General features: G+C 53.9%; 15 protein-coding genes. 4 read left to right on the top strand and 11 right to left on the bottom strand.

What is annotated here, in order from left to right:
* Position 1: 1 nt before the first annotated feature.
* The 8 genes from AC5DDB_RS21250 to AC5DDB_RS21215 form a co-directional block, all read right to left on the bottom strand.
* A complete protein-coding gene (locus AC5DDB_RS21250) occupies positions 2 to 1,117 on the bottom strand; it encodes a sialidase family protein (RefSeq protein ID WP_491741779.1) in 1,116 nt (371 codons plus the stop codon).
* Positions 1,118 to 1,376: 259 nt separating this feature from the next.
* The gene (locus AC5DDB_RS21245) at positions 1,377 to 1,850 is read right to left on the bottom strand and encodes a hypothetical protein (protein ID WP_491741778.1); all 474 of its coding nucleotides are present in this window, start codon (positions 1,848 to 1,850) and stop codon (positions 1,377 to 1,379) included.
* A gap of 103 nt (positions 1,851 to 1,953) precedes the next feature.
* Positions 1,954 to 5,466, bottom strand: a complete 3,513-nt coding sequence (locus AC5DDB_RS21240) for an efflux RND transporter permease subunit (RefSeq protein ID WP_491741777.1) — start codon at positions 5,464 to 5,466, stop codon at positions 1,954 to 1,956.
* Complete coding sequence (locus tag AC5DDB_RS21235) at positions 5,463 to 7,382, bottom strand: heavy metal-binding domain-containing protein (protein WP_491741776.1); 1,920 nt, start codon at positions 7,380 to 7,382, stop codon at positions 5,463 to 5,465. The genes AC5DDB_RS21240 and AC5DDB_RS21235 overlap by 4 nt, the downstream gene beginning before the upstream one ends.
* A 782-nt stretch (positions 7,383 to 8,164) precedes the next feature.
* Positions 8,165 to 8,848, bottom strand: a complete 684-nt coding sequence (locus tag AC5DDB_RS21230) for an ABC transporter ATP-binding protein (protein ID WP_491741775.1) — start codon at positions 8,846 to 8,848, stop codon at positions 8,165 to 8,167.
* 54 nt (positions 8,849 to 8,902) lie between these two features.
* Positions 8,903 to 10,135 (bottom strand): ABC transporter permease, encoded by a 1,233-nt coding sequence (locus tag AC5DDB_RS21225; protein WP_491741774.1) that lies wholly within the window; start codon positions 10,133 to 10,135, stop codon positions 8,903 to 8,905.
* 113 nt (positions 10,136 to 10,248) lie between these two features.
* The gene (locus tag AC5DDB_RS21220; RefSeq protein ID WP_491741773.1) at positions 10,249 to 11,010 is read right to left on the bottom strand and encodes a hypothetical protein; all 762 of its coding nucleotides are present in this window, start codon (positions 11,008 to 11,010) and stop codon (positions 10,249 to 10,251) included.
* 295 nt (positions 11,011 to 11,305) lie between these two features.
* Positions 11,306 to 11,647: a hypothetical protein gene (locus AC5DDB_RS21215; protein WP_491741772.1), complete on the bottom strand. Its 342-nt coding sequence runs from the start codon at positions 11,645 to 11,647 to the stop codon at positions 11,306 to 11,308.
* Positions 11,648 to 12,888: 1,241 nt separating this feature from the next.
* Here AC5DDB_RS21215 and AC5DDB_RS21210 point away from each other — a divergent pair.
* On the top strand, positions 12,889 to 17,304 hold the full coding sequence (locus AC5DDB_RS21210; protein WP_491741771.1) for a protein kinase domain-containing protein: 4,416 nt from the start codon (positions 12,889 to 12,891) through the stop codon (positions 17,302 to 17,304).
* A 91-nt stretch (positions 17,305 to 17,395) separates the two neighbouring features.
* Here AC5DDB_RS21210 and AC5DDB_RS21205 read toward each other — a convergent pair whose 3' ends face one another.
* Complete coding sequence (locus AC5DDB_RS21205; RefSeq protein ID WP_491741770.1) at positions 17,396 to 17,902, bottom strand: hypothetical protein; 507 nt, start codon at positions 17,900 to 17,902, stop codon at positions 17,396 to 17,398.
* Between the two features lie 114 nt (positions 17,903 to 18,016).
* Complete coding sequence (locus AC5DDB_RS21200) at positions 18,017 to 18,349, bottom strand: hypothetical protein (protein ID WP_491741769.1); 333 nt, start codon at positions 18,347 to 18,349, stop codon at positions 18,017 to 18,019.
* 98 nt (positions 18,350 to 18,447) lie between these two features.
* On the opposite strand from AC5DDB_RS21200, the gene AC5DDB_RS21195 reads away from it, so the two are divergent.
* Positions 18,448 to 19,122 carry an HAD family hydrolase gene (locus AC5DDB_RS21195; RefSeq protein WP_491741768.1) on the top strand — a complete coding sequence of 225 codons (675 nt, stop codon included), beginning with the start codon at positions 18,448 to 18,450 and terminating at the stop codon, positions 19,120 to 19,122.
* 145 nt (positions 19,123 to 19,267) lie between these two features.
* Complete coding sequence (locus AC5DDB_RS21190) at positions 19,268 to 19,726, top strand: hypothetical protein (RefSeq protein ID WP_491741767.1); 459 nt, start codon at positions 19,268 to 19,270, stop codon at positions 19,724 to 19,726.
* Positions 19,727 to 19,833: 107 nt separating this feature from the next.
* Here AC5DDB_RS21190 and AC5DDB_RS21185 read toward each other — a convergent pair whose 3' ends face one another.
* The gene (locus AC5DDB_RS21185; RefSeq protein ID WP_491741766.1) at positions 19,834 to 22,938 is read right to left on the bottom strand and encodes a PSD1 and planctomycete cytochrome C domain-containing protein; all 3,105 of its coding nucleotides are present in this window, start codon (positions 22,936 to 22,938) and stop codon (positions 19,834 to 19,836) included.
* 182 nt (positions 22,939 to 23,120) lie between these two features.
* On the opposite strand from AC5DDB_RS21185, the gene sppA reads away from it, so the two are divergent.
* Complete coding sequence (gene sppA, locus AC5DDB_RS21180; protein WP_491741765.1) at positions 23,121 to 24,323, top strand: signal peptide peptidase SppA; 1,203 nt, start codon at positions 23,121 to 23,123, stop codon at positions 24,321 to 24,323.
* The last annotated feature ends 118 nt before the right edge of the window (positions 24,324 to 24,441 follow it).

Below are 24,441 nucleotides of genomic sequence, written 5' to 3'. Positions count from 1 at the left end.
GTTAGTTGCTCGACACGACCTGCACACGGATTCGGCGATCTTTGCGTGGTCCTTCTTCCCAAGCCAACACAATAGGTCCTTCGCCGTTGAGCGAGGCGGCCAAGACCGGATCATTGGCGTTGCGAGCAACGACTTCAGAACGTCGCTGATCAAGACGTTGCAGAACCAACTCGCCACCATCATGGGAAATCCAGGTTGTCCAAATTCCTTTTGTGTTTGCAGCAGTCCAGGGCTGTTCTCCCTGTCCCAAATGCACTTCATTCGGTTTCTCTGGCAAAGTTGCGAGAATCGAATTTTCTCTTCGCCAAATGGTTGCAATCTGACCCGGCCGACCAACCGCGACGGCTCCTCCGTCCATCGGACAATGATCGATTCTCCAATTCCCCCGGCCAAGCTGCTTGGCAGGTGAGAAGGTTCGCCCACCATCTTTCGAGGCACTTAAGTACATATCACGGCGACCGTCCAGCCAATTCCTCCACATGACATAGAGTGTGCCTTCGGAATCGAAAGTCACGCTCGGATGACAACATTCGCAGACATTCCCATCCGGCGAATGGTAGATTCGTTGGTTGTTGCTCCATGTCTGGCCGCCGTCGCTAGACCGAGAACCATAGACCTCGGGACTGTCATTCCTCAGGTCCAGCCATACGCAATACAATTCGCCTTCCGGTCCGGCGGCCAAGGCGTGCAAGCCTTCGCGTGCGGCTTGCGGAATGTCATTAACGATTGTCGGCCCTTGCCAATTTTGACCAGCATCGGCTGATCGCCAAGCGTGCAAGTTTCCACCGTCACCGATGGCGACGATTACAGCGTTGTTACCTGACGCCGCAATTCGCGGGCCGCGACGACTGCCAAGCATCAACGACGACAGAGTTGCGACCCGAATCGGCGGGGCAAAGGTTTTTCCACCATCGCGAGACGTCGCACAGAAGATGCTTTTCCCTCCGCCAAATGCTACATAAGTTTTCTCCGAACCGGCTACAGCAACTTGGGGCTGCTGAAACATCTCAGCATCACGCTTTTGAGTGTGCTGAAATGTTATTGGCTCAGCGGCCTGAACCGCGTCGCTCACCATTGCCGACCCTAAAATCATGAGGACTAAGTTTTTCCATACCATGCTAAACATCCTATTCAAGGAACGCCGGAGATTTCATCGTAATTCGTTTGCTCAAGGAGAAGAGCAATCAGGCTAGTTTTGCTTTCTCTAGTGGGTTTTGTTTCAAGGGGACGCCTGGGATCTCAAAGTCTTCATGTCATTAGCGATGAGCCATACAAGTTTTATGTTTGGCTCATCGCTAATGATAGTCTCAATTGACTTGGGAACGATAGGAACTCCAACCAACGTTGTAGACTGTTAGTGCTCGTTGTATTCGGGTTTAACGACGACTTGTTTTATCTTTCAATGATGCCAGATAGAGATCGTCAACTTTCTTCGTGTAGGTTCTGGAGTCGGCTTCGATTTTCTTGGTGCACGGGGGACAGCAGACGTAAACAATTTGGCCCTCGACGACAGTGTACTTCGGCTTCTTAGGTAACTCTTTTTTCATGATCGGGCAAATGCCTTGTGCCTTTGCAAAGTTCGCGTGAATCGTGCCCCAGTGTTTGCGGTCGACCTGTTTCTTGGCACATTCCCGGCAACACAGAAATACCTCTTCTTTTCCGATTTTGACTTTAATCGGGTCGCCGTGAGCTCCTAACGTTTGACCGGAAACCGGGCAAATCTTTTGCACGGCAGCATGTAGTCGGTCGCGACGTGCCTGCTCTTGTTCCGTTTCGGATCCTTGAGTCAACGCGGTAGCACTGCTGACCGCCAGAAGTGTGAATAGCAAGGTCATCCATGCATTCTTCATTGTCCAACTCCTTTTTCTTGGACAGGCTCTCAATCGGACATTACCCGCTGTAATGTCAGGAAATGACGAGGAGTATTTTCCTCGGTGTCTTCGTGTTGTGAACTTAGTTCTGGGGGACCGCTAGTGTTTGATTTGGGTGAGACTGTTCAATCGAGCTGGCTTTGCTCCAGTATTCGTCCTGCAAACCGGCTCGCATTTTGAATTCCACATACGCACTATACAGTGTGGGAACAATGAAGGTGGTGAAAGGTTCGATCAGCATGCCACCGAAAACCGGTAACGCCATCGCTCGGGCGACATCCGAACCACGACCTACCGATGTCAAAACCGGTAGCAAAGCGACTAATGTCGTTACGGTGGTCATCGTACAGGGCCGAATGCGTTTGAGGCCCGCCTCATAAATGGCATTGCGAATGTCATCAACTGTCCGAATAGTGCGGCGGCTAAGTGTCTCTTTCATATAGGTCGCCATCACGATGCCATCGTCGGCTGCAAGTCCGAACAAGGCAATGAAGCCGACCCACATAGCCGTATTCATTTCGACGCCCATCACCGCGACGGCGATCATCCCGCCTGCCGCAGCTACTGGAATGCCAGAGAAGACGACAAGTGAAATCGGCAAGTTGCGGAAGTGAAGGTAGTGCAATAGAAGATTGATCAAAATTACAGTCGGCACGATCCACATCAGTCGTTGATTGGCTTCGATCTGGTTTTGAAACGATCCGACGGCCTGTAATTCGAAGTTGCCTTGCGGAAACGATAGCTTTCCGGCTTCGCGAGCGGATCGCAGGGAGTTGATTACCGCGTCGACAGTTTCCAGATCCCCTGCGATACCCGACGGAGAAAACGCCACATGCGCGACCAGTCGGGCGTCTTCACTGTTGATGGCTCCCGGTCCCCATGTGGTTGTCATCGTTGCAAGCCGATCAAGCGGGACGACTTCGCCCGCATGTGTGACGACCGATACTTTCCCCAGATCGTCGACTTTTTCCCGAACGCTGCGTTCGTAACGGATTTGAATCGGATAACGTTCGCGGCCCTCGACTGTGGTGGTCACATCCAACCCGCCCAGCCCAGCTGCGACGATTTCATTGACCATCATGGTCGTCATGCCGTAGCGAGCGGCTTCTTGTCGATCGACCTCGAACTCGTAGTACGGTTTTCCCATCACGATATCCGGATTGACGGTTCCCGCATTGACGTGCGGCAACGTTTTCAGGTGATCGGCGACTGCGAGCGATGCATCCGCGAGGCCTTGCAGGTCATCTCCATAGACTCGAATGGCCATCGAGGCTTTGATACCCGCCTGCAACATCACTACACGCCCTTCGATCGGCTGTAACGGTGAGGCCGGAGTCACGCCGGGGAGCGTTGCGACTGCGTTAATTTCATCCCAGATTTTTCGGGCCGTCATGCCCTTTCGCCATTCTTCACGCGGTTTGAGCATCACATAGGTTTCGATCATGGCTGCCGGGGCCGGGTCGAGTGCCGACTCTACACGGCCAATTTTACCGAGCACATCCTGCACTTCGGGAATCTCTTTGATCATCGCGTCTTGCGTTTGCAGAACCTGCATTGCTTCGGAGAAACTTGCCGCCGGATACAAACTCGGCATGTAGAACCAGCTGCCTTCATCAAGGGCAATCCAATCGTCGGATGCCAACCCGGTGAAGGTGTGTTTGAAATCGACGTAGCCAGGAACGTTATTGAGGTCAGCCCCGAAGATATTGGCGACTTTTTCGACCGGTTGCAGAACCGTTGGCAGGCCGATCCATGCCCCGAGTCCGAGAACGAGAATGAATCCCGGAATCGAGAGCATCAACACTTTTCGCCGCAACGCGAGTCGCAGACGACCGGCATACAGCCATAGCACAAAACGACTCACGGGGTTGGTTTCCATCGGCAGAATGCGTTCACGACTCATCCACCATCCGACGGCGAAACCCACTAGTCCCCCGATAGCCGTCGTGACTGGCAGGCGAAGTGGAATCCATTGAGTCAGATGTTGTCCCCAAACGAAATAACAGAGCCCTGCACTCAACACAGCAAACCCGGTACCGCCAATCAAACCGGAACTGACGCGGCGTTTTGTAGACTTCAAAAATACTCGGCAAAGCATCGGCACGACGACGACCGCCACGATCAAACTTGATGCCAAAGCGAAAGTTTTGGTCCAGGCCAACGGGGCAAATAGACGGTGATCGCGCCCGGTCAGAAAGAACACCGGGAGGAAACTAACAATCGTCGTCGTTACGGCTGTCATCACGGCGGGAACGACTTCCGCAGCCGACTCCCGAATGATTGTAAGTCGTCGTTCGCTACCTCCAGGGGACCCTGCCGCTTCCCATTCGGCGAGGCTGCCATAGACGTTTTCTAGCACGATGATGCCCATATCGACCATCGTGCCGATAGCGATCGCAATCCCGGCCAGTGACATGATGTTCGCATCCACGCCGAACACGTTCATCGCGATAAACGACATCAACACGGCCATCGGCAGGGTAATGGCAATCACCAAACTGGCACGGACATGCAGTAGGAACAGGACCATCACAGCGATGGTGATTAGTGTTTCATGGAACAGGGCATCGGTAAGAGTGGCGACGGTTTCATTGATTAATGTCGTGCGATCATAGATGCCGTGGATCTCGATGCCAGCCAATTCAGACTCTAACGCCGCAATCTTGGCTTTGACGCGTTCGATGACATCTCGCGGGTTTTCTCCGTACCGCATCACGACGACTCCGCCGACGGCTTCGGTACCGTTGTGGTCCAATGCTCCCCTTCGGAACGCGGGGCCGGTTTGTACTTGGGCCACGTCTTGAACGCGGATCGGCACACCATCATGTGTTTGCACAACAGTTTGCCGAATCTGTTCGATCGTCTCCGCTTCAGTTTTGCCGGCTCCGATAAAGCCTTTGCCACGGACAATATATTCCATTCCGCCGCTTTCGACCGTCTTGGCTCCGACGTCGATATTGGACGCCTTTACTGCCGCAATGACCGTGCTGAGGGGAATGTTGTGATACCGAAGCTGGTCGGGATCGATCTCCACTTGATACTGCCGAATATAGCCGCCGATCGAAGCCACTTCGGCCACGCCGTTTACGGATTGAAGCGCGTACTTGATGAAAAAGTCTTGTTTCGATCGCAGTTCCGCCAAGTCCATGCCCGGCGGCGGTTTTAGCACGTAGTAGAAAATTTGACCGAGCGCGGTCGCGTCGGGAGCAAGCGTCGGTGTGACCCCTTCCGGCAGTGAACCGGCAACCGTTGTCAACTGCTCTGCCACCCGTGAGCGTGCCCAGTAAAAGTCGACATCGTCGTCGAACGTCACCTGCACGAAGCTGAAGCCGAACATGCTTTTGCCACGCACACTTTTCGACCCCGGCACAGCTTGCAACGCGATGGAGAGCGGATAGGTCACCTGATCTTCCATGTCTTTCGGTGACCGTCCCATCCATTCGGTGAGCACGATCACTTGGTTTTCACCGACATTCGGAATGGCGTCGACGGGCACCGTTTGGGTGGAGTGCCACCCGTAAACCACCAATCCCACGGCTAAAAGGACAATGACTAACCGCTCGCGAATGCAGAAATCGAGGAGTCGATGAATCACTGCGTCACCTCCTCGAGGCCTTCGGTCGCACGACTTTTGATCGGCTCCGGTTCGAGCATTTCGATCGCCTCGATTGGCGGGGCAGCGGGAAAATCGTCTTCGGAATCCTCCTTCGGACTTGGTGGGGCTGACAGCTTCTCCAAATGCTTTTGCGGTTCGTCAAGCAACGACTGGCGACAAGCCGCACAACATATCCAAACCGTTTGGCCGTCGACATCGACTTTTTGCGGCGTTCCCATCGACCCAAGTTTCATCTCGGTGATCGGACAAATCTGTTGGTCTTGGGCGGATTGGCGATCCTTCGGTGTGAGTTTCTTCAACGCCGCGATGACGGTCTCCGAGGGGGGATCATCCAATAAAGATGGTTTGGCCTTGGCGGCTTTCGTGGGATCGATCAAGGAGGGATTTCCAGCCAGTTGCATTTGAGAGTCAATTAGGAAGTTGCCCCGCGTTGCAACTTGATCGCCTTCCTGGAGTCCGCTGACGATCGCAATCTTTTCGCCGGAGGTCGGCCCTAACTTTACTCTTCGAATCTCGAATCGCCCCGGTTCGGTTTCCACATAGACCACACTGTTTTGGCCAGCCATCAACACGGCACTTCGGGGCACGACGATGGCGTGTGTGCCGTTTGGTGGTGCATCGGTGAAACCCAATTGGGACGCTGGAACGAGCTTCATTCCGCAAATCGGACAGTCTCCCGCCGACGAAGACACCACATGCGGATGCCGAGGACTGATCCACTTGTCCGCCAACACGGGGTCGTAAATTGGCGCGGGCTTGCCATCGGTGCTGCCCATGGGGGCTTCGATTGTCGCCTTGGCAAAGTCCCCGACACGCAGCAGGCCATTTGCGTTGTCAATGACCACCCGGACACCAACGGTACGCGTTTTGGGATCGACGTTCGGGTCGACAAACGCAACCCGCCCGGTAAAAGTGCGATGCGGCAGCGATTGCACGACTGCATCGACTTGTTGACCATACCGCACCAACGCCGCATCTTCGGGGAACAGTTCCAACATCAACCAGACAGAAGACAAGTCAGCCAGCCGATAAATTGGCTCTCCTTCTTTGACGTATTGACCTTCGACAGCAAACTTCTCAATGACCGTTCCACCAATCGGAGCATAAAGATGCATCCGACTATTGGCTTCGCCTTTTTCTTCGAGTTGATTGATTTGCTCGGTAGTCATTCCGAGTTCGATCAATCGTTGTCGTGCGGTTTCGTAGAGGCTGTCGTCGGTCAACTGGAAGCGGGATGAAGAAATTGCCCGCTGCTCTTGTCTCGCTCTCTTCGCCAACAGCAATTCCACTTGGCCGGAATACAAGCGAGGCGAATACACGAGTGCCAGTTGATCGTCCTTGTTGACCACGACACCCGTGTAATCAGCGTATAACCGATCGAGTCGGCCATCGACGTAAGCGGAGATCGTCTTCAGCCGACCTTCGTCGTAACTGAGTTCGCCGACCGCTCGAATGGTACGAGTCATGGGAACGGACTGCGCCGCGACCGTTTGAATGTTCGCCACCCGACGAGCAACCGGATCGATCACGATGGATGTCGACGGACCTGAGGAACTTCCCGCCGCTGCGGGCACAAGTTCCATGCCGCAAACCGGGCATCGTCCTGGTTCGGACTGCGGCGGCGTGCACATCATCGGGCAAATGTAATTGACGTCATCACTCGCCGACGCCGCATGATTGTGACCAACACCACCGCCACTTGCCGCAATCCACCCCATTTTCTGGGCCAGACTCAGCCCGGCGAGCAACATCGCTCCGGCAACCAACACGAGCAGCGGTTGTAAGAAAAGCTTGATCCACCAACGTCGGGCCTCTCGACGAGTTGCCAACGTGGAAAGCGGTGTTGACGATTCGCTTGTTCCAGACGGACTGCGATTTTCGAATGAACTGGCCATATCTCACCCGCATGGCGGCATGAAAGGGATCTCGCTGACAAGTCCAACTCGGTCAAAACGCATTTCGCGCGTCAGACGTCGATCGACTTGATAAACGGAAGACGAGTGGGGCAGTCGAACGTCCGGTCAACAAACCGAGCGCGTACGACTCCCTGGGCGAGATCAAGCCAGCCAGCAACAGAGAATCGCTTGCCAACTGAGTGAGGGCCAAGACGAGAGCCAAGAGGTGTCCTGCAATTCCGCGATCGCCGAGCCGTCAGCAACCGGAACGTGTACAGCCGAACGCTCCAGAGTCCTCGATAACTTGTATTGTTCGAGGTTCTTCTGACCTTTGGGCTCGGAAGGGGCAGGAAATTCGTTCCCAACTTTGCAGCGACAATTGGGAGCCTGTGCCATTTGTGAGCAGCAACTGACTGCACTCTCAGCACAGCAGCAGGTCCGACACTCTGTTTCCCCAGCTTCGCTTCCCTGAACGCTCGGCAACGGCATCACGGCCGTAAAAGCCATGGCCATAACAAGCCAAAGGGATACTGAAGTTAGGTAACAGGACCGAAACATAATTGGCAAGCTGACAATTGGGACGAAAGATTCTACATACTATCGTTAAAATGAAGCCGCATTATGTCAAGGTGAAATTCCGTCGGTCACCTGCGACACGATTCACAAGCGTATCCTTTTCACCACCGAACTCACGACAAGTTGGCACCAATGCGGCTCGGCATGAAAAGTTTCTAAACGAAAATCAGAGGTATTTCTTCGACTGTCGTAAACTTGGCACTCCCCTAAGCGGCTTCCGCCTTGGTTGTTTCTTCGACGACACCGGCCACGAGCCGAATGGTTCGTTTCGCGAATGCGGCGGTTTGGGCGTCGTGAGTGACTAGGACAATTGTCCGTCCGTCGTTGTGGAACTCGGTGAGGTATTCCATGACTTGAACCCGAGTGTCGGAATCGAGGTTTCCGGTGGGTTCGTCGGCCAAGATCACTTGGGGATCATTGGCAAGTGTGCGGGCAAGGGCCACTCGTTGTTGTTGTCCTTGGCTGAGTTCCGCTGGACGGTGGTCGGTCCGGTCGGATAACCCCACGCGATCCAGAAGCTCTAACGCACGCTGCCGTTGCTTGTCGGGCGATTGACCGCAAAGCATCAGTGGGATTTGTACGTTCTCGCAGGCACTTAACCAGGGAATGAGATTGAAGGACTGAAACACAAAACCGATCGTCTGCTGTCGCAAGGCGGCTCGTTCTGCAATCGAGAGTTCGTAGATCGACTTCCGATCGAGCACGACCTGACCCGCTGTCGGAGCCAGCATGCCTCCCAACACCGATAACAACGTCGTTTTGCCGCTACCACTCGGGCCAACCACGGCGATGAAATCGTTTTGCGGGATGTCGAGGGTTACATCATCGAGAGCCGTCACGGTTTGTCCGCGACGTTGGTAGGCATGAGTCACCGATTGAAGCTGATACATTTTGTCTCCTTCAGGATGTCTGGGTTGACCGCCAAATGGTTTGGGCGGGCATGTTCACGCATCGTTGAACACCAAGCAGGGATCGAGTCCAGCGGCTCGTCGGGCCGGCAGAAAACTCGCGGCAAGTGCAACGAGCGTGGCGGCTGCCATTCCAATGGCGAGCAGCTCCGGCAACGGTTGAACGGTGATGCCCAATAGTCGCGGTCCCAACACGGCCGCTAGGATCGTGCCGCCTAGGAAACCCATCAGGCCACCGACCAGTCCAAGGAGCATGGCCTTTCCGAGAAACATGCGAACGACGAACCCTCGGCTGGCACCCAGCGCCATTAGCGTGCCAATCTCTTTGCGACGTTCGGTAACGTTGGCGTACATGACGCTGGCAATGCTCGCAGCTCCAACGAGCAACAAAATCGAGAAGAAGACCCAGGAAAGCCGCGACATCAAACGATTCACGGCAACTTGTGTTTCGACAACTTGGGCGATCGTGACAATCCGTGTCTCCGGCAGTTCTGCCGACAGGTTGCCGATCAAATCCCCGGCGGCGTCTTCACAACATGCCATAATCTCGATGACATTCACCACCGGGCCGCTATCGGCCAATTCTTGAACGCTGTGTAAATGAGCGAACAGACGGGAATCGTCAATCGTGCCGGTCGTCGGCAACACGGAAAGCACTTGGAAATCGTCCCCCGATATCGTCACTTTGTCGCCGACCTTCTTCCCGAGTTTCGTAGCCACATCGCTGCCAAGAATGACATCGCGTTTGTCGAGTTGCGAAATGGTTCGCATTGTCGCCAAGGATTCCGGGGCCGCATCGACTTCGGTGTCAACGGTCGTCGGGCAACAACCCCGTTCGGTGCCGATCGCGTCGGACATGGGCATGATTCCAATGCCCTGCCAAGCGGCTTTCGCTTGAAACTCGCTACGGGGCAGGATACCAGTCAGCGTCACCGCCGTGTCTTCCACATCCGTCTCGAGGCACAGTTTCGGAGCCAGATTCTCAACGCCCGGCATACGAGCGAGTGCCAAGCGGGTGACATACTCTTCCGGCATCGTTTGACCATGCATGTCGGCGGCGTAATAGTCCTCCAACGTAACATTCGGCGGAAGAACCAACACGTTCGCCCCCAAAGAGGCCATATCCTCGGAAATTTTCCGTTCGGAGAAGACGGTCAGGTTCTGAATCGCCACCAAGGCCGTGACACCCAGGGCGACGGCGATCAAGCTGGTCAGCATCGGGGTCGGACGCTGCCAAAGTTCTTTCCAAACCATTGAGCGAAGTCGCATCGTTTCCCATCCTTGGGTAAAAGTTAACGTGTTGACCCATTCAAGGTCGGGAGCCGACTCGGATCGACTCCTAATCTTGACTTTTAAACAACCGCTAGCGATGACGACGGGTTTTACTTCGCGCCAGTATTTTTGTGGTACTTGCAGTTTTTATCGTCACAACATTGGCCCGCGGCGGCCAACTTTTCCGCAAGTTTACGATGCGTGACGCTCTCGCCGAAGATGCCGATCATCACTCCCGGAGGAGCCATGAATGCGACAACAGGCGAAGGCTGATCCGTCGGAACGCGAAGTTGACGCAAAAACTTCGCTTCGTTCGGGTCGTTGGCTTGAACTGTCACAACTTGCGTTCGGTCTTTGAATTGTTGGTCCTGCTGAAACGCACGGACTCCCGCCGGAATTTCCGCCGATGTCGTCGGCTGGGCACACAGAATCGTAATTTTCTTGTCCTGCAACGACTTTAGACACGTCGCCTGAGCCGGAGTAACAAACATTGCGTTAAGGTGTTCGGCACTAACACGCTGAGGAAGCACACTGCAAACGGCGTCGTTCGGTGCAAGAACCGCAACCGAGGGCATCGGCAAGCGAGTGGCATCAAACCGTTTGATCAGAGTTTGTTCAGCCGCATCGGCGATATTGACAGGCACGATCACCGCGTCTTCCCGACTCTCTAAAGTCGATTTCAACGTGCTATGCATGCTCTTTGTGGCAGCATCGTTGCCACGATAGAACATGATGAACGCAAACTGGTTGTTTTGAGCTGCCTCCGCAACGGCGTGCTGACCGGGACCGGCGGCGTAAGCACTTGAGCCAACACTGAACGCGATACTTAACACTGCAAGAGTCCAAGTGTGGGGCGAGACAATCCTTGCCATGGGGGATAATCCTTTCAAAGTCGAGTAATTCGTGCAAACTCTCGGCGGATAGATGCCAAATTGGCAACGAGAGCCAATGACAGTTTTATGAGTACTTGCAAGAAACATCGGTACTCTGGCTGCGTAACATGCATTGATCTGGCCTACGTAACAGGCCGACATCGCAGACTAGCGAAACTTATGCCAGTCAGGTGAGATGGGGCATCGTCAATGCTGAGATACGCCGGTCTGGAATCGTCCGTTCCACCGCAAGCACATCTGCGGGAACAGACTCGATCGGCTACGTAACAATCGATTAGAGCAAGAGCGATCCGAATGTCACACACATCGCCTGACCCGAAGTGAATTCCGGGTGCGTTGCGTTCCGCCCTTGCGGACGAGTGGTGATCGACGCAAATGGCTGAGAGACGGAAACCGCTAGTACGCCAGCATCCGCCAGAAAAACGGCGTCAAGTTTGAGCAGAAGTGTCCGAGTGGTCGTATTGATTCGTGCGTTTTTGACACACTCGTGATGACACCCTTTGTGAGGCGGATGGTCTGGGTATTCACCGCTGGCCGGAAGTTCATTTTGACAATCCGACACCGCAACTTGACCACCACAACAAGGAACAGCCACTACGACAGCACTCCGTTCCATCACCGACTCCGTCCCCATGCAAGCAAAAGGGCAGAGTAACATGCCGAAGACCGGCAAAATTAAGGTGACGAGTTGAGCCAACATTGACAGGAGCAAGTCGTTTCCAAAGTTGGATGATTCCGGACAGGCTAATGCCTACGGAAACCGAAGACGCGAGTCAGCGGAAGGTTTCTACTCCGCAAGATCGGCATTCAAGCTAGTCGGTCTTGACGAAGATGACGATCCAACGAACGAGATCGCCATCGCACAGAAGTCCGGCCCACCCGGGATTCCATGGAAATCGTCGAGACAACAGGACCCGAAGTTACTAGGAAGCCCGTAGGGAGCGACTTGTTCAACCGCTCTGTAATTTTTACGAAGAACTCAAAACGCGTCGGCTACCGGACACATCGCGCGCAAACCTATCAAAAGCGGAATTCTTAGCGAATCACAGTCGCGCAGAGATATCAGATCATAGGCAGTGACCAAGTTCCAATCGCTTTCATCTGCAACCTGAATTCTTAGGTTCAGATAAGTTGCTTGATCTGAATAAGAAGGTGTCCGCACGTTTTCATATTTGTAGCCGCGAAGTTATCCGTGCCATGGGGGGCGTCTCCTAGCATCGTGTTAGGAATGCATGTTGAGTTCCGTTGCTGATTTTCCGGACGATCAGAGTGCCTGGTGACGTGGGGGAGACAACTCTCTATAGCAATGTGGACTTCAGTGATAAGTGTTGTTCGGTAGGAGCAGGGGTAGGAAAACCGAGTTTCGCCGCTCGGTCGTCGAGTCTCAAACTGGATGTTGGCTTTCAACTATGAAGAATCATAGAAAACTCGAAAAGTCTTTGTTTTTTGATCGGTATTGAGGGCGGTTTGCGATATGTTGATCGGGCCGTTTCTGCGTTCTCACTATCTCTAAGTATTCTCGACAAGTTACCGACGTACTAGTCCTCAGATATCTGCCAGTCAGATTACCAGAGCAGTTCGATTAATCCCGTCATTTGCGACATGGCCAAGACAAGAACACAAAGCCGATTACTAAGCACTACCAGTCGGGTTACAGTGTTTCACTGATTGAGTTACTAGATGTTGTTTTATGAACCCTTGTTGCCTTGCTATTGCTGGCCTTCAGACTCGCGAGTGACCCCTGTGGACTCAATATCAGTCTGGTTTTTGGGCAGGTTGTTAGATCGTGCGGCTTCTAGGTTCAGTCATTGGGATGATAGTGAAAGAGGACTAGTCGCTACCCGAGGAGAGTTGAAAGTGGACCAAGTAAGCTTTCGTCAGACGCGGTTGTGCAAGAAATTCGAGCAGGCTTGGAAATCAAGTGATGAAGTTCCGGACTTGGCAGACTATCTTCGGCAAGTTAGTGCGTCGGATGATAACGCCTCGGTTGGCAAGTTCGTGCGGATTGATCTAGAACACCGGTGGCGGCGGTTCGGGGGACATTCCCCGAACGAGTGTGTGCTCGGATTACCGGCCCGGCCGACTCTGCAGGACTATATCGACCACCTCGGCAAACTGTTCACGAACGATCAAGTCACGCCGGAACTTGTTGCCGAAGAGCAACGCGTCCGAGAGCGTTGGGGAAGCGCAGTGACTTTCGACCGTGTGCAAGCGCTCTGCGAAGACTTTGCGGAACAATATCGTACTGCTATGCAGCCTCGAATTGAGAATTACCTAGTTTATTGTCCTGCTGACGCAGCAGAGATTTTGATTCGAAATCTGATCCAGTTGGAGTTGGGGTTCCGGCAGGAGCAGGGAGAGGAGCCAGCTGTCGACGAATATCGTCAACGTTTCCCCCAGTTCGTTACTGTTGTGGAGGATGTCTTTCACAACGGCAACTCAACGATTCAGGGGACAATTGCCGGACTTGAGACCGACGCCTATCCGCCAACTGGCGCTCGGTCCGCGGAGTGGAGTATGCAAGTGTCGTCTTCGGGACAGACATACGATGCAGAACCCCTTGCCAAAGAGCATCTGAGCTTTCGTGTTCCTAGTCGGCTTGGTTCTTATCAACTGATCCGCGAACTCGGTCGAGGTGGAATGGGCACGGTCTACGAGGCGGTCCATAGTCACGACGATACCCACGTGGCCCTCAAGACACTCCCACGCGTCGACGCAGTAGCACTCCATCATTTCAAGCGTGAATTTCGCTCTCTCGCAGACTTCGACCACCCGAATCTCATTAGCTTGTATACGCTTGAGGCCGACGGTCCTCAATGGTTTCTGACGATGGAGCTAGTTAATGGGAGTGACTTCCTCAGTTATGTTCGCCCGTGGGGAATACTTGATGAGACACGTTTGCGTCAGGCACTTCGACAACTAGGCGATGCGTTACTGGCATTGCATTCGCATCATGTCATTCATCGTGATCTCAAACCGTCCAATGTAATGGTCTCCGGAACGGGTCATGTGAAACTGCTTGATTTCGGACTCGTTTTCGAAGAGGAACAAACATCGGTGCATTCTGCGGAGGCGATCATGGGGACGCCTTTGTATATGGCGCCTGAGCAAGCAGCTCAGCAGCCGGTTACTCCGGCTAGTGATTGGTATGCAGTTGGTGTCATGCTCTATGAAGCCTTGACCGGACGTCTTCCGTACCGCGGTTCTGTGCTCGAAGTTCTCCGCGAAAAGACTTCTATCGATCCGCCCCCAATCGAAGATCTGGCTCTACCTCCGGATCTCGTCAATCTCTGCATGAGCCTTCTTAGTCGAGACCCGGAGCTGCGACCGAGTTCGATCAATGTGAATGTCTGTGAGTCAGGCGTGGAGTTGTCATCTACGCCCCCGACTTTCAGAACAGACGAATTGCTTGTCGGTCGAGATCAGCAGATAAAAGCTCTTTCTGAGAATTGGTCCTCGGTTCAAAACGAGCAGAGAGCTGGTGTGGTCTTTGTGAGTGGTCGTAGCGGTGAGGGTAAAAGCTCTCTCGTCGAGCAATTCCTCAAACCTCTAAGGGCAGATCCGAGTGTAACAGTGCTCACCGGTCGTTGTTATGATCGCGAGTCCGTGCCTTTCAAGGCCGTTGATAATTTGATTGATGCTCTCACAGCTTACCTTCGAGGTCTTCCCGCGGAAGCGGCGGCAATGTTGATGCCTAGAGATGTTGCGGTGCTGGCGCAGTTGTTTCCCGTCCTCAATCGAGTGCGTGTCATAGCCAATGCACCTCGGCCGCAACTGAAGGATGTAGACGATCATCAAGTCCGCAAGTTAGCCGGTTTGGCACTGCGAGAGTTGTTTTTGCGGATCACCGATCGCACGCCGGTGGTCCTTTTTATCGACGACTTACAATGGGGGGACGCCGATGGAGCGCAGTTGCTGCACGAAGTGCTGCGGGCTCCCAATGAACCACGACTATTGTTGTTAGGGACCTATCGGAGTGACGAGGCAGAACGCAGCCCCTTTTTGCAAGAGTGGACTCGACTCGAGAACACGCCGGACAACGGGGTACCTGTCCAACATATTACGGTGGAACCACTCTCGGAGGGAGAGTGTTTGAAGGTGGTACGGGCTCATACTGGTCTCGACGATGACAGCCTGCGACAGCAGGCCGCTCGAATTGCCGATGAGACAGGTGGCAATCCGTACTTACTTTCACAATTGTTAGAAAATTTCGATGCGAGCACTGGTTCTTTTGAACTGTTTCCAATGCACGAGCTTGTCGCTCAGAGACTCCAGCGACTCTCGGTCGAGGCTGCGAATCTACTTGAGGTCGTATCGGTGGCTGGGCAAGCCCTGACATTAGAGGAAGCGGTCGGTGCCTGCGGGTACGTCGGGCTTGAAATCGCAGCTTTCACGCAAATGCGGAAGCAACGACTCGTGCGGTTGTTGGGTGACGAGGCAGAGGATCAGTTGGTCGACACTTATCACGATCGTGTCAGAGAATCGGTACTGCGCAAGCTCGATGTCGCAAAACGAAAAGAATGGCATATTCGTTTGGGCGAGGAAATCGAAAAAGGCGTGGCTAACGGGGCGACCGAGGACCAGTTAGCCGACGAAACTGTGGGAGGTCGTGATCTCTCGACAAATCCTCGGATCTACGATTTAGCCTATCACTTCTTCGAAGGCGAAGATCCCCGAGCGTTTGCCTACCAATTGCAAGCGGGAGAGGCCGCAATAGAGGCTTATGCGTTGGAGAAGGCGTATGATCATCTCGATAAGGCACGTCAGGTTTTACCTGAAGACGCAGAGCCGCAAGTGAAATATCGACTTTGGGAACGGCTGGGAGATGCGTGCAGCCGCACCGAACGATTACCGGAGGCGAAAAAGTACTACGAGAAATCCTTAGAATTCGCTGACGGCTGCATCGAAAGAGCAGTGGTTTGCGATGGCATTGGGGAAACCCTTCATCGCTTAGGCGACTTCGATGCTGCAATCGATTCCTTCGATCAGGCTTTCGTGGAGCTTGGTTTTCATCGGCCGAAAAGTTTGCCTGTGATCATATTGCAGATGGGTTGGCTGTTGACGCTCTGCTTCTTCCACTGGTTAGTACGTCCATATCGAAATGACGAAGACCGTCATCGTGCAAGAATAGCAACTGAAGTCGCTCACCATCTCTGCCAGATTTATCTATTGACAGATGTCCTGAGATATGCGGATGTCTCGGCACGAATGTGTTTCTATTCGCTACGAAGTGGAGACACCGGATTGATCTGCGAGGGGTTCGCTAAACTCGGTTTCAATAACTCGGTTTCCGGACTTTCATTACCGGCCCGGCTTTTCTTTTCGCGGGCACAACGACTCGCCGACCAAACCGATAGTCCTTGGGCAAAGACGATAGCCCAGTTCTATGAATGTTGCCATCGTTATATACGTGGGCAACTTACACAGTCCGAACAAACTGCCCATGAAATCCAGGAAACGGTGGAGCGACAGGGGCAGACATGGGTTCGGATGTCGCTCGTTCACACCTTACGCCACGTTTACCACGTGCAGGGCCGTTCCGACAAAGAACTTCAGATGGCTGAGATCGAACGCCAAATTGGCGAGGCCGTTTCAGAGCCGGATACAATTTGTTGGGCCCACTATGGCTTCGCAGTTGCGAAAGCCAGGCTGGGTTTGGTGCAGGAGGCCGAAGAACATATGCGGCTATCAACGGAGGCGCTCGGAGGATTAGAGAGGCCGCTGTCACGCGGAATTATGTTACACCACTATGGATTCGTGCGACTCCAAGCCTCGGATTATGCAGGCGCCACGGACTTGCTTGAGCTGTCTCGACAGGAGTTTGAATCTAATTTTATCTATCTAGAGTATATGCTTTATGCTTATCCACGGTTGATGGAAAGCTTGATCGGCCCCGACTGGTTAGAGCCACGCAAGAACAACGAAATCCGACGGGCAAGACGACTCTTACTTAAGACACAGTTCTTTGCACGACTGTTTCCGAACCTCCGCCCTCATGCGTTTCGCGTCAAGGGACGATTGCTGTGTGTGACCGGTCGTCGGCACAAATCGTCGTATTGGTTTCAGAAGTCGATTGACAGTGCCCGACAGATTGGTGCCGAATATGATGTTGCTCGTGGCCTACTCGACTTGGCTGCTGTCGATGAGGAACGTCGTGACACACACCGAAGCGAGGCTGTCGAAATCCTCAGACATCTTAAAGCAGTTATTCCTAATGCTGAACGGTGGCAACTTGGCGAACATCCCGACGAGAGCTGCTTGCCGAGGCCTTAACCGCTTTTCGTGAAGGGTGGACGTGTCGACTTCCGTTGCTTCTTCGCATCGTCCACTCGTTTGAGCTCCGAGGCCATGTCCTTTGAGCCGATTAATCCGACTCCGGTTTGTCGGCTTCGCTCGGCTCGGCAGGCTCTTCAGGCTCGGTGGATTCTTCAAGTGCTACGGGTTTGTCTTGTTGAATCGGAGGTAGTTTTTTGGGGTCTTCCTCATTGACGGCACTTGGGGGGACGAGTTCGGCGACTGCAGGTTTGACGCCGTTATCGAGATAGACTTCAATCGGATACTCGCGAATGACACCCCATTTGTAGGTCCGCATTGAACCGTCGTTTAACTTGGTTTCGGTGAAGTCGGCGGAGCCTTTCATCAAGCCGGCCAAGTCTTCCGCATAGAGTTCGGTACCTTCGACTTCTCTTTCCTGCATTGCGGTTTGCCAAGCATCATAGGTGGCTTCGGCATTCTTCTTTTCGAAGAAGTCTAACAACGCGAAAACGAGCAACACCCCTAACACGCCGAACACGACGCCCCGGATGATCCAATCTTTCTGCGAACTTTTCTTCTTTCCAGCCGTATCGTTAGACGGGTTCGCATCGTTCATGGGTGGGTCCTTGTAGGTCAATCGAAAGTCTGGGAAGAACGGTAGAACGCTTTGGCCACCAACATACTGGCCTTGATCCTGAGATTCCAATCCGAATCGAGAATTCTCAGCTTGTTAACATGAGGTGACTCTTCGCCACACAGTTGCAGATTGCTGCCGATCTTTCGGAACGCGAATTTGGTCGAGCCAGTTCTCAGCGATTCCAGGCAAATTCTGAGTGAGAGCGTCGACGGCATCCTTAAATCCAGGCCAGTCTTCGCGGATTTCGAGGATATAACCGCTAGAATGCTGAAGCTCGATGACGACCTGCCAGTCCGCTGTGGTCGCCAGTTCAACGCCACTTATTTCCATAATCCCGTCCCAATAAATGCCTGATGACAGATCTGGGCGGTCATCGCACCAAATGCCACGGGCGTCGACGCGGATGCGAGGGAATGCATTGTACAAGACACAAAACCTTTGAGATGATTTGTACACTTGTTGTATCGGCTGGTTTGTTCAACAGTTTCAGCTGAGAAATTCAGTTTTCAAAGCGAGCCCTTATTATGCATATCTGTTTCTTCGATATCGATGGCACGTTGCTGTTGAGTGGTGGAGCCGGTCAGGCGGCTATGGAAGCGGCGTTGATGGCGGAGTTTCAAACTCGTGAGGAACCTCATGGGATTTCCGCTGCGGGACGGACGGATCGTGCGATCGTGACCGATCTTCTTACCTACTACGGTATCGAGTCGGACGACGCGGTTTATGAACGCTTCCTGGGAGTTTATCTGTCACATCTGCCGCAGCATCTGTCGTCACGCGGTGGCGCGGTGTTGCCCGGCGTGGAAGACGTTCTGGAAGGACTCCATGCGCGCGATGATGTGCGTCTCGGTTTGCTCACCGGTAATTATGCTCGGGGTGCCGACGCGAAACTCCGGCACTTTGGGTTGCATCATTATTTCCAATTCGGCGGTTATGGTGATCGGCATACCGACCGTGCCGACGTTGCCCGCGAGGCCCTCGCTGCCTATCGTGAATATCATCCAGAATGCAGCGACGATGATACGCTGTGGGTCATTGGTGATACTCCGCACGACATCACCTGCGGACGAGCTATCGACGCGAACGTGATTGCCGTCTGTACGGGCATGTTCAACGCGGAAGAACTTGCTCAATACGACCCCGACCACCTGTTCGAAGACTTTTCCGATGTCGAGCAGATTCTCAGAGTGTTTCCCTAGGGCAACGGATTCGGAGAATCGATGCCAGGGTTCCGGAATTTCCGGGTTTTCCACTTCCAATTTGCCGGTTCTCTATCGATCATGGCAATATCAGTGTGAAACTGGGGTGTATGCACAGAGTGGAAAGATACGGAGAAATTATCTCATGAAGAAAATTCGGTTGATGTTACTAGTGGCCTGCGTTGGGGCATCGGCGAGTGTGTCGGCCGCCGACGGTCCGACGTTGGCGCCTATGCCGGTCCCGGAATACCGAACGCCGTTGCCAACTGAGTTGCCAGTATTGCCACGGGCGACGGTTGTCCGTTCGACTTCAAGAATCGTCGGCGAGCCTTTGCCGCTCTTTGAAAATGTGAAAGTCGAAGACCGCCACAACATCCACCCGTTTGCGGTCAAGGAAATCGTTCGGGTGAAGGATCCCCGTCCCGATTGTCATCTCTGTGGCAGCCCAGGATTCGTGTTTATCGAAATCTGTGTTCCACCGCATTGCAAACCGGAAATCGACATCAAACGCAAGGACGGCAGCAAGATCGAATACGACTACGGCGATTACGAAGTCGAGATCACGTCGAAGAACGGTTATGTGAAAGTCGACTACGACGACTAGAATTATTGATTTTCGACTTATCCGGCTTTTGTCGTTCCGGTGTGAGCGCAAGAGTCTCTGATCGAAACGGACGCGTGTGAACACGTGTCCGTTTTTTTTTGGAGTGGCTACTCTCGACTGATCACTTCATCGAGGTTCAGCATCATCCGGGCTACGACCACCCATGCGGCCGATTCTTCCACCGACTTGTCGTCGGCTCGGTGAAGTTTCGTAAGTTCCGCTGCCGACTCCGGGTGAGCCTCGTAGTATTCGCGGGCAGACTCCAACAGTTTCTGGAAAACTGCGACCGATTCGGATGTCGCCGGGCGAGCCGTGCACAATTCGAAGCCTTGACGAATACGTGTCTCGTCATCGTCGGAGGGAAACTCAGTGAGCAATCGCTTCGCGAGCGCCTGTGCGGCTTCCACGAACACGAGGTTGTTCAATGTGGTCAACGCCATCAATGGTGTGTTCGATGCTCTGCGTTCGACGAGTGTCGTGTTGCCGTCGGGACAGTCGAAGGTTGTAAGATTCGGGTGTGGGGCGGTTCGTTTGAAGAACGTGTACATCCCTCGACGGTAACGGTCTCCGCCCTCGCTCGTCTTCCAACGGAAGTTGTTGGCGTAGCTCAATGCAGCGACATCCGAAGGCATCGGTGGGAAAACACTTGGTCCGCCCACTTTTCGAGAGAGCAATCCGCTGGCGGCCAAGTAGATGTCCCGCACAAGTTCGGCCTCGACACGAAATCGGTTCTGCCGAGCGAGCCAGTTGTTCTGAGGGTCGCGTTCGGCAAGTTCCGGTCGCACCTGAGACGACTGCTGATACGTCGCCGACATCACAATGTATTTGATAAGTTGTTTCCGACTCCACCCGAACTCGGTGCGGAATCGCGTTGCCAGGTCGTCGAGTAACCGCGGATGCGTCGGCGGTTCGCCTCGAACACCGAAGTCATTGATCGTGGGGACTAATCCCCGTCCGAACAGCGGCCGCCAAAGATGGTTGACCAGGACCCGCGGCGTCAGCGGATTTTCATCGGAAACTAACCAGCGGGAGAAATCCAACCGGTCGGGTGGTGAATTCGGATCGCGTGTGGTCAGCGGTGGCAGAACGGCAAGCGTATCTGGTTCAATTTTCCCTTGCGGTTGAAGGAAGTCACCACGACGGAGTAGATGCGTCTGTCGAGGATTCTTCATGCGTTGCGAGATCACCCGCACGCTCATATACGGTGATTTCGGCGTTTTCTTTTTCAGTTGTTCTTGCTGTTTGAGCAGGACTCGTCCGGCGTCGGAATTCGCAAAAGCATATTCGAGAATGGCTTTCGTTTGTGTTTCGGTCCGTTCTTCGGGGGGCAGTTGTACGATGTTCAGAATCTCGTTCGGCACACCATCGCCGGGTTTGGTTCCGGTTCTGGCTTCTAGTTGGAAACGACCGATCGTGTGTTGACTACCGTAGTTCTGATGCAACTCTATTTTGAGCCAGTTCGATTTCTCATCGCTGTTCACAGGCGACTGGAAGACGAACTCGGCGTGGTGATCGGCCCCACGTTTCGGCGAGACCGCCCAGCCAGTTTTCGGTTGACCATCGAACGCCCCAATCACGGCCCAACCATTTTGCGAATAGTCGGCCGTCGCGGACTGGATTGGTTGGGGGGTCGCTTTTTTGAAGTCCTGTTTCTCACTCGATTGCACTTGGATTTCGTTCAATACGAAGTTTCCATGTGCGACGCGTCCTGGTCCTCGGCTCGGAAGGTTGGCATCTGCGAGTGTTCGGAGACGTAGACCGGTGATATCTTTCTGGTCTGCTTTGGCGATGATTGTGTAAGTCGCGGATGCGGGGTTTTTCCCGGTTGCCAAGTAGGAACCATCTGGTTGAATTTCGAACGTCGTGCCGCCGGTGGATTTTACCTCGATGACTTCGAGCGGATGGAATTCGATGCGGTTCGGGTCGGCCTTCGCGAGTCTTTGTTGCAGTTCATCGATCCACAGATCGAGTGTCGTGCGGAATTCTTGTTTTGCGTTGTGAATTTTCTCAGCGTGGGCAGCAAGCAGTTTGTCGTGAGCTACTTTTTCGCGTTCATAGTTAGCGAGTTCCTCCGCACTTCTGGCAACTTCGGTATTGGTTTCGTCACCGTTGTTGAAGAAGGCGAACAGTTGGTAATACTCGGCTTGCGAGATCTGGTCATATTTGTGGGAATGGCATTGAGCACACCCGACCGTCAACCCGAGCCATACGGTTCCGGTGGTGTCGACACGATCGAACACCGCCGCTACGCGAAACTCCTCTTGGTCGGTGCCGCCTTCGGTGTTGGTCAGTGTTTGCCGATGAAATGCTGTCGCGAGTTTTTCGTTTGCGGTCGCGTTGGGCAATAGATCACCGGCGAGTTGTTGGATAGTAAAATCATCGACCGGCAGATCGTCATTGATGGCGTCGATCACCCAATCCCGATACCGCCAAGCATTCGGACGCGGTCGGTCTTTCTCGTAGCCATCGGAGTCTGCATAACGGGCTTTGTCCAACCAGTGGCGACCCCAACGTTCGCCAAAATGCGGGCTTTCTAGCAAACGATCAACAACGCGTTCATAGGAATCTGCGGATTGATCGTTCAGGAACTCGTCGACTTCGTTTGGTGTCGGAGGCAAGCCCGTGAGATCGAAGTACAACCGTTTGAGCAAAACATACTTGTCGGCCCGTGGTGACGGCTCCACGCCTGCTTCTTGCAGTTTTGCCAGCACGAAGCGATCGATGTCGTTTTGCACCCAAGCCGACGTGGGCAAGTCGTTGACCGCTGTCTTCTGCAGAGGTTGATAAGCCCAGTGGTCGGTCTTGACCACGAGTTTCTTGCCATCGTCCGGCCAAACGGCTCCCGCATCGATCCATCGGCCGATGGCCGCGATGTCCTCGGCACTCAGCGGGTGGATATTTTCTTCATACGGTGGCGGCATTTTTAGCGATTCGTCATCGCTGGTGATTCGGCTCCAGAGTTCACTTTTCTCGCGTTGTTTCGGTTCGAGAAGCGGGCCGGAGTCACCGCCTCGCAATGCCGTCGCACCATGATCGAGCCTCAAACCGCCTTCCTGTTTGTCGACTCCGTGACACGATCCGCAATGCTTTGTGAACAGGGGTTTAATGTCGCGGCGGAAGTCGATCGAGGCGTCTTCCGCCAGTGTCATGGGTGCGGTTAGAACGACCAATAACGAACATTGGATTGTGTGTCGCACGGTGATATTCAGCATGGGGGCTTCCCTTTTGGTCGACAGGCTTCTCACTCCATTAAACGGCGTCTGCCTGGTTCGGTCAACACATGCGGATTCATGCATGGGTTCCGGCGAAGGCACAGCCACCTTGCCACACACGCCTTACCCTAAGTCCCACAGAAGATTACAGTACGAGAAAGTCTTTATTAGGAAAGAATGTTATGAGCACTCCCCACGAACCCTATCCGCCGGCACCCGAGGGATACCCCTTGCGGCGAGAACCCGCCAAACCAGTCCCCGCGAAGTCATCTTCGGAGTCTGACGAGCCGCCACGGGCACGTCGTCGTTCGAAATCTGCTCCGCGTCCGCGTCGATGGGGGTTCCGGCTTGTGCTCCTTCTGTTGCTGATTTCGATCGGCGTGAACTTCGTCATTTATTCCAAGTACAGCGACTACTTCGCCGCCTCGAGTTCGCCCGCTGAACGGTTTCTGTCAGGTGATGCCGAGTCCCGGGATAAGATTGCCGTGATTCGCATCGAAGGTACGATCATGCCGCCATTCACTGCGAACTTGCTCAAACAGATCGAAAAGGCAACCGAGGACGATGCGGTCAAAGGCGTGCTTCTGACGATTGATAGCCCCGGCGGATTGGTAGCGGACAGCCATCAAATTTATCATCGTCTCGTCGAACTTCGCGAAGCCGGAAAGCCAATTTATGTGGCGATGAAACGCATTGCCGCTTCCGGGGGGTATTACGTCGCGATGGGGTGCGGCTCCGCGGGAAAAATCTATGCCGAGCCGACCACGTGGACCGGGTCGATCGGCGTGATCATTCCACGATATGACGTCAGCGGTCTGGCGGAGAGTTGGCATGTGCGGTCCGATCCGTTGAAGACCGGTCGTTTCAAAGACGCGCTCAGTCCGTTTCGGGAAATCACACCTGAGGAACGTCAGCTTTGGGGCGGGATCTTGAATGAGTCGTTTGATCGTTTTCTGACGGTCATCGACGAAAATCGTGATACTCTCGTTCGTCGTGAGTCGGCAGCGGTCGCGGAGAAACCGAAAAACGATGTCGTTCCTCATTCGACGGAGTTGGTCGCGTTCTCGGATCGCAATGCAACCAGCGAAGACTTGGCTACCGGTCGCATTTTTCCCGCCACCGAAGCAATGGCAAAAGGACTCGTCGATGAGATCGGTTTCGAAGACGATGCACTCGAGGCGTTACAGCAACAGTTGGGGTTAGAGAATCCTCGTGTCGTGACGTATCACAACCCGATGTCGCTGTTCCAAAAGTTGCTCGGTCTTATGGAGGCCCACGAACCGACACACGATCAGCAACGCGTCCTCACCGCAACGGTTCCGCAAGCAATGTACTACTTTTCGTGGGTCCCGCCGGTATGGCCACTTGCCCTGGAAACGCCGTAACCCGAGCTTACCGATGTCGGCGAGTGTGGTCAGGGTTTGATCATTAGTGCAACTGCCGATTGTGCGTGGTAACAACGCCGCGTTATAGTTTTCCTTCCACTCACGATAACCGGGCAGA

The sequence above is a fragment of the Thalassoroseus sp. genome, from assembly GCF_984380535.1.
The sequence above is the reverse complement of the archived record's forward strand: the minus strand, read 5'-3'. Positions and strand labels throughout refer to the sequence as shown.

Excerpts from the sequence above, each read along its gene's own strand:
- AC5DDB_RS21250 (WP_491741779.1), bottom strand. The coding sequence starts at position 1,117 with ATGGTATGGAAAAACTTAGTCCTCATGATTTTAGGGTCGGCAATGGTG.
- AC5DDB_RS21245 (WP_491741778.1), bottom strand. The coding sequence starts at position 1,850 with ATGAAGAATGCATGGATGACCTTGCTATTCACACTTCTGGCGGTCAGC.
- AC5DDB_RS21235 (WP_491741776.1), bottom strand. The coding sequence starts at position 7,382 with ATGGCCAGTTCATTCGAAAATCGCAGTCCGTCTGGAACAAGCGAATCG.
- AC5DDB_RS21230 (WP_491741775.1), bottom strand. The coding sequence starts at position 8,848 with ATGTATCAGCTTCAATCGGTGACTCATGCCTACCAACGTCGCGGACAA.
- AC5DDB_RS21225 (WP_491741774.1), bottom strand. The coding sequence starts at position 10,135 with ATGCGACTTCGCTCAATGGTTTGGAAAGAACTTTGGCAGCGTCCGACC.
- AC5DDB_RS21220 (WP_491741773.1), bottom strand. The coding sequence starts at position 11,010 with ATGGCAAGGATTGTCTCGCCCCACACTTGGACTCTTGCAGTGTTAAGT.
- AC5DDB_RS21215 (WP_491741772.1), bottom strand. The coding sequence starts at position 11,647 with ATGGAACGGAGTGCTGTCGTAGTGGCTGTTCCTTGTTGTGGTGGTCAA.
- AC5DDB_RS21205 (WP_491741770.1), bottom strand. The coding sequence starts at position 17,902 with ATGAACGATGCGAACCCGTCTAACGATACGGCTGGAAAGAAGAAAAGT.
- AC5DDB_RS21195 (WP_491741768.1), top strand. The coding sequence starts at position 18,448 with ATGCATATCTGTTTCTTCGATATCGATGGCACGTTGCTGTTGAGTGGT.
- AC5DDB_RS21190 (WP_491741767.1), top strand. The coding sequence starts at position 19,268 with ATGAAGAAAATTCGGTTGATGTTACTAGTGGCCTGCGTTGGGGCATCG.
- AC5DDB_RS21185 (WP_491741766.1), bottom strand. The coding sequence starts at position 22,938 with ATGCTGAATATCACCGTGCGACACACAATCCAATGTTCGTTATTGGTC.
- sppA (WP_491741765.1), top strand. The coding sequence starts at position 23,121 with ATGAGCACTCCCCACGAACCCTATCCGCCGGCACCCGAGGGATACCCC.